This is a genomic window from Bacillus sp. AFS001701 (assembly GCF_002559405.1).
Classification (GTDB): Bacteria; Bacillota; Bacilli; order Bacillales; family Bacillaceae_G; genus Gottfriedia.
Genome location: NZ_NTZO01000075.1, coordinates 1 through 7,772 on the forward strand (window position 1 = coordinate 1; position 7,772 = coordinate 7,772).

Annotated in this window: 8 protein-coding genes; all 8 read right to left on the reverse strand. The window is 31.4% G+C overall.

Going from position 1 to position 7,772, the window contains the following annotated elements; translation table 11 throughout:
• Nucleotides 1-84: 84 nt before the first annotated feature.
• Nucleotides 85-1,152 (reverse strand): pseudaminic acid synthase, encoded by a 1,068-nt coding sequence (pseI, locus tag CN514_RS06270; protein ID WP_098231860.1) that lies wholly within the window; start codon nt 1,150-1,152, stop codon nt 85-87.
• Nucleotides 1,145-1,702, reverse strand: coding sequence for a UDP-4-amino-4,6-dideoxy-N-acetyl-beta-L-altrosamine N-acetyltransferase (gene pseH / locus CN514_RS06275; RefSeq protein ID WP_098231861.1), 558 nt, complete (start codon nt 1,700-1,702; stop codon nt 1,145-1,147). The genes pseI and pseH overlap by 8 nt, the downstream gene beginning before the upstream one ends.
• Nucleotides 1,689-2,801 (reverse strand): UDP-2,4-diacetamido-2,4,6-trideoxy-beta-L-altropyranose hydrolase, encoded by a 1,113-nt coding sequence (gene pseG / locus CN514_RS06280; RefSeq protein WP_098231862.1) that lies wholly within the window; start codon nt 2,799-2,801, stop codon nt 1,689-1,691. The genes pseH and pseG overlap by 14 nt, the downstream gene beginning before the upstream one ends.
• Before the next feature lie 4 nt (nt 2,802-2,805).
• Nucleotides 2,806-3,537, reverse strand: a complete 732-nt coding sequence (locus CN514_RS06285; RefSeq protein WP_098231863.1) for a cytidylyltransferase domain-containing protein — start codon at nt 3,535-3,537, stop codon at nt 2,806-2,808.
• Between the two features lie 26 nt (nt 3,538-3,563).
• On the reverse strand, nt 3,564-4,766 hold the full coding sequence (pseC, locus tag CN514_RS06290; protein WP_098231864.1) for a UDP-4-amino-4,6-dideoxy-N-acetyl-beta-L-altrosamine transaminase: 1,203 nt from the start codon (nt 4,764-4,766) through the stop codon (nt 3,564-3,566).
• Complete coding sequence (locus CN514_RS06295) at nt 4,759-5,727, reverse strand: NAD-dependent epimerase/dehydratase family protein (RefSeq protein ID WP_098231865.1); 969 nt, start codon at nt 5,725-5,727, stop codon at nt 4,759-4,761. The genes pseC and CN514_RS06295 overlap by 8 nt, the downstream gene beginning before the upstream one ends.
• A gap of 11 nt (nt 5,728-5,738) precedes the next feature.
• A complete protein-coding gene (locus CN514_RS06300) occupies nt 5,739-6,743 on the reverse strand; it encodes an SDR family NAD(P)-dependent oxidoreductase (protein ID WP_098231866.1) in 1,005 nt (334 codons plus the stop codon).
• A 2-nt stretch (nt 6,744-6,745) separates the two neighbouring features.
• On the reverse strand, nt 6,746-7,772 hold a 1,027-nt coding region (locus CN514_RS06305; RefSeq protein WP_098231867.1), incomplete at its 5' end, for a DUF354 domain-containing protein.

The following is a 7,772-nucleotide window of genomic DNA, read 5'->3' on the forward strand; positions in this document are numbered from 1 at the left end:
TATTATATTGAAATATTATTTTTTTGGTTAGATTAGTATCTCTCAAGTAAATAAAATAGTTTTTAATTTTTTTTAATAGATTAATTATTGATCCACTCCTTCTAGAAGCATATCCCATTGTAGAGCAGTTCCTTTTTCTACGTTTCGATTAATTTTTTTTCCTAAAATTAAATCGATATATTTCGGAGCAAGTCCATACCCTGGACGAATTATTTTAATATTATCTTTTGTTAATATTTGACCGGCTTTTATATTTTCGGAAATATAAATTGATCTTCTAAATTGAATTGATTTTTTTTCTTCCTCTGTAGGACCAATAAATATTGTCCCTAAAGATTTCCAAGCAGATTCGGTTTCAATAACTAGATTTGCAAATTCATCTGGTTCCATCGAAAATGTTGAATCTACTCCACCATCGGAACGATTTAACGTAAAATGCTTCTCAATTACTGTGCTGCCAAATGCAATACTAGCAACCGCTACACCGCTTCCTAACGTATGATCCGACAACCCGATTTGACATTGAAATAATTCTTTTAAATATGGGATCGTTCGAAGGTTTGAATTTTCTGGAGATGCGGGATAACTACTAGTACATTTTAGTAAAATAAAATTTTTACAACCTGCACTTTTAATCGTCTCTACCAATTCACTAATCTCTGAAATTGTAGCCATACCTGTGGATATAATCATAGGCTTTCCTTTAGAGGCAACCTTTTTTAAGAGAGGAAGATCATTATTTTCAAATGATGCTATTTTATAACAAGGCACATTAAGTTTTTCTAAAAATTCAAGTGAGCTTTCATCAAAAGGTGTGCTAAATGGAATCATACCTAATTCCTTACATCGATTAAAAATTGGTTCATGCCACTCCCAAGGTGTATATGCTTCTTCATATAATTCGTATAATGATTTTCCGTTCCAATGCTGATTAGCTGGATTTACTAAGAAATCATTTTTTCGACTATTTAAAGTCATCGTATCAGGCAAATACGTTTGAATTTTAAAAGCATGTGCACCTGCTTTAGCGGCAGCATTTACAATCTTTAACGCTCGGTCAAGTGATTGATTATGATTGCCTGACATTTCTGCAATGATAAAAGGTGGATGATTTTCGCCAATTTTTTTATTTCCTATTACGATTTCATTCACTATTATCTGTGACCTCCTTCTTTAAATCTTCACAATGCTTATTCCAACTTTCCTTAAATAGTCCGAATAATATTAGATCGGCATACTGATTGTTTTTTAAAATTTGTTTTTTAAGTCTCCCCTCTTCAACAAAGCCAAATTTCTTATGGTAATTTAGACTTATTAAATTAAACTCAAGTACATAAGCATTTAGTTTTCTCATTTTCAACACATTAAAAAGGTAATCCAGTGTTAAAATACCCATAACTGTCCCTGAACCACGAGGTACTGTCCTTTCACCAATATAAAAGCCCCATTCACACGTTCCATGTTTTTTATTTATATTTGTGAATTGAATAAATCCTATAGGCTTACTTTTATATAAACAAAGCTTTACAATTTTTGTAGAATCATTTTTATATAATTCAAACCAACGTTTATGCTGTTCATTTGTAATTATTTCATCAGAATTCATAACAGACTTAACTCGATCACTATTTCTCCAAGTTAATACGATATTCAAATTTTCATCTTCCAAATCTATTAGTTTATATTCATCAATCCGTACCATTTATCGAATCAACAACTCTTTCTATAAAACGATTTAAACTATTTTCATTCATTAAATCTAAAGCCCTTTGGGACATCTTTATTACTTTTAATGGATTCTGTATTAAGAAATTCAATTCTTGTGCAATTTTTTCTGAGGTTACTTTAGAACTTTCGCCTAAATGGAGGACTGCGCCTTTATCGTTTACTAAATCAATAATCTCAATTTGATTTTCTGCTGTTACTATTGTTAATGTAGGCAGACCTAAATAACACCTTTCCCATGTGGTAGTTCCACCTGCTCCAATTGATAAATCAGCAAGACTCATTAATTCTGCCATGTTATTTATTTGACAATAATAATAAAAATTCGGTACTTCATTGCAAAAAGACTTAATCGTTACCTTATTTTTATTACTATCTCCTACAACAATATCAATGTGAATTTCTGAATACATTGGATTTTTTAATACATCTATTGTTTTAAACGTTTCGTTAGTAGGATCACTTCCTCCAAAAAACACAAGAATTCTTCTAATACTACCGTTTCTTTTTCTTAAATTTATTTTTTCATTCATAAATTCCTGACGAAGGATAACGTATGGTAAGCCTAAAAATTTCACACAGCTTTTTGGAACTAAATCATCATAGCGTTCATTATGGTTTGAAATGTTTTGATCAAGAATAAGTTGACAGAAATGACTTCGGTTTGCTAAGTCATCAATAACGATTATTTTTTTTCCCGTAAGTTGATAAAATAGATTTTCCCATTTAGAATCAATCGAATAATGGTCAATGATTAAACATGACGAAGAAGGATCAGAATTGATAATATTTACTGTTTGAATTAAATCTATTTTCCAATCTACTTTCAACCAATCTTCATACGAGTTTTTGAATTGATTTGCCTGCTGTTTAGTAGCTGGACAGGGCAGTACACATAACTTATAGCCTTTATCTACTATTAAATGGTTTAAATTCCCAGGTAAATCTCGACAAATAAACAGAATATCGATTCCAGCTTTAGTAAATAGATTTGCGAGAGTTAAGCAACGCATTACGTGACCCGTCCCAATTTCATATGAGGCATCAACTCGAATAAAAATCTTTTTACTTTTCATTAAATCACTCAATTTTCTTTTGTTTAATATGATGATTAATCATTAATAATTCAGGCTTCTTATCAAATAAATCGTATACATCCTGTAATGTAAAAAAAGGTTTTTTTGGATAAAGTTCTTCAATTACCTTACGAATTAAGATAAAATCCTCAGGTGTATCAACTGTAAGTCGAATATGACTTTTATCCGTTTCTTGAAGTACTTGTCTAATTATAAAATTTCCTGAATTGTACACATAAGGGGTTACATGTTCCCTGAAGGGCTGAACAAGGTTTAATCGATTAATTGACTCGATTAAAGAATAAGACATAACTTCGATGTCCATTCCTATTGGGAAACTTCTCTGAACTGTATTTGAGGCATAATCAATTTGTTTCATATTGATTATAAATTCATTGATAACTAGATCAATTATATTTGGGTCAATTAAGGGACAATCAGAAGTAATTCGAACAACAATATCCGCTTTGTAAATGGAAGCAGCTTCGTAATATCTAGACAAAACATCGTCTTCAGAACCTCTATAATAGGACAAAAACATTAATTCGCAAAAATTTACTATTTCCCGATCTAAATCTTTTGTAGTGGTAGCTATCACGATTTCATTAATAAGTTTTGACCTTTTAACTCGTTCTACTTGATAGGCTAATAATGGTTTATTCAAAACTTTTAGAAGAACTTTTCCAGGTAATCTTGTTGATCCCATTCGTGCTTGAATGATTGCTACTACTTTCATTTTCACTCTCCCTTTTTAATTTATAATTAATTTCTTCTCGAAAAATAATTTACCACTTTTTTAACTGCATTTACGACATCCATAGAGTCTTGATCACTCATTCCTGCATGTAATGGCAGTGTAATGAATTCTTCATAACATTTTTCGGCAACCGTACAAGTTCCAAGCTTATAACCTAAAGTCTGGTAATAAGGATGATAATAGACTGGAATATAATGAACGTTTACTCCTATATTTTCTTTTTGTAATGCCTCAAAAATTTCTTTACGATTGCCAGTCAATTTTGAGCTTTGAATTTTTATAATATATAGGTGCCAACTAGAATCTCCTTGAAATTCTTGGTATGGCAAAGAAATTTCATTCATTGATTTGAATTCATTGTTATAAAAATCGGCAATTTGTTTACGTCTAGCAATAAATGAATCTAACTTTTTCAATTGTGACATTCCAAGCGCAGCTTGAATATCTGTCAGTCTAAAGTTAAAGCCTAATAATTGCATTTCATAATACCAAGGACCATGGTTTTCAATTAACAGTTCTTTAGCTCGAACAATTCCGTGAGATCTAAATTGCAATAATTTTTGATAAAAGTCTTCATTATTTGTCGTTATCATACCACCTTCTCCTGTTGTGATATGTTTCACTGGATGGAAACTAAACATTGTCATATCACCTATAGAACCAATTTTCTTATTTTTATATTTAGCTCCTAATGCATGAGCAGCATCTTCTATTAAAATTAAATTGTTTTCTTTAGCAATTTGACTAATACATTCCAGATCAGCTGGCTGACCCGTAAAATGTACAGGGATAATCGCTTTCGTTTTTTTTGTAATTTTCTCCTTTATTAGCGACGGATTTAGATTATAAGTTTTTGGATCAATATCAACAAATATAGGTTTTGCACCTTGATATAATACACAATTTGAAGTTGCAGCAAATGTCATTGGAGTCGTTATCACCTCATCTCCCTTACCAATCCCTGCAGCAAAACATGCACCATGTAACGCAGCAGTCCCACTTGAAAATGCAACAGCAAATTTAGCACTTGTATATTCTGCTATTTCTTTTTCAAACTGTTCGATAGTAGGTCCAGTGGTAATAAAATCACTACGTAATATGCTAATGACAGAATTAATGTCGTCATCATTTATTACTTGTCTTCCATAAGGCAAGTAATGATCTCGAATAGGTTGTCCACCATGGATTGCTAACTTTTCTTTATCCATTCGGTGAATCACTCTCATTGTTAAAATTATTTTTAATCCAATTTTCAGTTGTTAAAATCCCTTCTTCAATCGACACTTTAGGACTCCAAAGCATCACTTTTTCTGCCTTTTGAAAATTACATAACAGTTTTGGAATTTCGCTTTGAGGATGGATATGAGGAATATGATTAATAGGAACTTGATTGTTAGCAATCTTTTCAGCCAAGTCATTTATAGAGAGGTCTTTTCCGCTTCCTGCATTAATGATTTCACCATTTAAAAGGTCATTATATCCAGCTTCTACTACAAAATCAGCACAATCTTCAACGTAAAGTAAGTCTCTAGTTTGAGTTCCGTCACCATAAATATTAATTGGTATTCCTTTTAATTTATTATGAATAAAGATGGAAACTACGCCCCCTTCACCACCTGTTCGTTGAAAGGGTCCATAAGTGTTAAAAGGTCTTAATACGACAGCTGGTAAGCCATATGAAAAATAATAAGATAGTACCATGTTTTCAGCTGCAATTTTGGATCCGGCATAAGGTGAAGCAGGCTTTGTTGGTGATTTCTCACTGATTCCCTCATTGCAGTATGCTTTTTCGTAAACCATACAAGTGCTCATAAAGACCATTTTTACTTGATATTTCCTGCATTCTTCCAACAAATAAAAAGTTGCAAGCGTATCATTTATAAAAGTTGTTTCAGGATCATCAATGCTATCTTGTACATTAATACTTGCTGCTAAATGATAGCAAATATCAAATTTTATCGTTTTAAAAAGTTCTTGTATTGAGAATCGATCTTTTAAATCAATGATTCTTAAACCTTTGAGATTTTCATCACCTATAAATTCATTTACATTTTCAATGGATGAATTAGATAAATTGTCTACGATCCACACTTTTTGACCATCTTTTAGTAATCGTCCAACTACCCACCTACCAATAAATCCGCTTCCTCCGGTAACTAAAACATTCATTAACTTCCTCCTTAAATAAGATTTTCCTGTACAATGATTTTTCTAACTTGTTCTTTACTTAGTTGGATTTGACCCTCAGAACTATAAGTTCCCGGTTTCGTTTTGTTTGCTCCTTCATAGACCTTTGTTGAAGAAAAAAAAGAAGGGATAATATATAAATCCGGTAATTCAAATGCGACTAAAGATTCCTCATAAGCCATTAATTCCTCATACTTTTTTTCACCAGGCTTTAAACCGATCTCATTAATTTTTATATTCTTACGATCAATCCCAAATTTGCTAGCTGTTTCTTCAATTATGATTTCTGCTAAATCTTTTAAGTTTATGACAGGCATTTTTAATATAAACGTTTCCCCACCTTGAGCAATTTTAAGTGACTCAATTGTTAATTTAGTTGCTTGTTCTAATGTCATCATAAATCTTGTCATCGATAAATCTGTTACAGTTACGAAGTTTTTCTCCTTTACTTGCTTTATGAATAAAGGAATGACTGAACCTCTAGATCCAATTACATTTCCAAATCGGACACTTGAAAAAATTGTACTTTTCGATCCTTTTGAATATTCCGCTGAAGAGATCAGCTTTTCTGCCGTTAGTTTAGTAGCTCCATAATTATTTGTCGGTGAAATAGCTTTATCTGTACTAGTAAAAACAACCTTTTTAACATTTTGATTTTTCGCCGCAGAAATCACATTGTATGTTCCAATTACATTAGTAAGAACTGCCTCAAAAGGATTGTATTCACAAAATTCAACATGCTTCATTGCAGCAGTATGAAAAACATAGTCAATATCTTCCATTGCACTTAATACACGCTCATAATTTCGTATATCACCAATTAAAAACCTCAGTCTTGAGTCATTATTAAATTCAATTTTCAAATTAAATTGCTTATATTCATCTCTACTCAAAATTCGTATGACATCGGGTTCTTCACGTAAAAGATGTTTTACGATGTTTTTACCAATTGTGCCTGTCCCACCAATAACTAAAATTTTTTTATTCTTGAAAAACATATCTACTTTTCACCTCGTACTATTTTAGATACTAGATTAGATAGTTCTTTTCCTGAATCTGTTACATGATAGGAATCTATTAGAAAATTATTAATTACTTCTTTATATTTTTGTTTTTCTTCTGAAGATTGGAAGAAAGCTAACAAAGTATTTACTAATTCTGTTGGGTCATTATGAGCGTATATACCTAATCGATCAAAGTAATCATAGTGACGATTACTCATTATAAAATAATAAACAAAAGTTGGTTTATTGAATAAGCAACTTTCTAACGCTACAGTTGACAATGATGCTAGTACTATATCGGTATTCGAAATTAACTCATGTGTATCGACCGTTCGATCTGTTATTACTTGGACTGATTTATTATCTCTTTTTAAATCCAAATACAACTTAACCCGATTCTTTGCTAGTTCCCACGGATGTGGCTTAATTAACAATTGGCAACTTTTATTAGAAACTAGTAATTCAACCATTTTTTTAAAGTTGTATTCATTTGTATTTGGACCTGTAGCTATTAAAATTGTCATTTTTTTTTCATCTAAATGATACTTATTTAAAAATTCATGATGATTTGCCTTTGGATAGACAAAAATGTCATCATATCTAGGATGACCGATCGTTGCAATTCTTTCGGCCTCAAGACCACGCTTTAAATACCATCTTTTTTCATATTCACCATAAACTGCGACATGACTAGTAAACACTGGAATGAAAGCTTCTTCACCCATAAGAATACCGTGTTGCAGACAAATGCTTGGAATACCTTTAATTAGCCCAACTATTCCAAGTGCACGACTAATCATATCCTCTGATGTTCCTACTAAAACTGTAGAGATTGGAATTTGTTCATATAGATTAAAAACAGTTTCGATTGCATCAACAATAAGTGGAATCCTTTTAATGAATGTATTGATAAAAAATGAATTACCAAATGCCAGATGCTCCTTGAAATTACGAAATATTTCACAAATACGATCGACTAATTTTTTAGAAATTTGACTTGTATCATTTTTAAAATTTCCGATG

What these genes read in the sequence shown, in the direction of transcription:
- pseH (WP_098231861.1), bottom strand. Translation starts at nt 1,702, where the DNA reads ATGGTACGGATTGATGAATATAAACTAATAGATTTGGAAGATGAAAAT.
- pseG (WP_098231862.1), bottom strand. Translation starts at nt 2,801, where the DNA reads ATGAAAAGTAAAAAGATTTTTATTCGAGTTGATGCCTCATATGAAATT.
- CN514_RS06285 (WP_098231863.1), bottom strand. Translation starts at nt 3,537, where the DNA reads ATGAAAGTAGTAGCAATCATTCAAGCACGAATGGGATCAACAAGATTA.
- pseC (WP_098231864.1), bottom strand. Translation starts at nt 4,766, where the DNA reads ATGGATAAAGAAAAGTTAGCAATCCATGGTGGACAACCTATTCGAGAT.
- CN514_RS06295 (WP_098231865.1), bottom strand. Translation starts at nt 5,727, where the DNA reads ATGAATGTTTTAGTTACCGGAGGAAGCGGATTTATTGGTAGGTGGGTA.
- CN514_RS06300 (WP_098231866.1), bottom strand. Translation starts at nt 6,743, where the DNA reads ATGTTTTTCAAGAATAAAAAAATTTTAGTTATTGGTGGGACAGGCACA.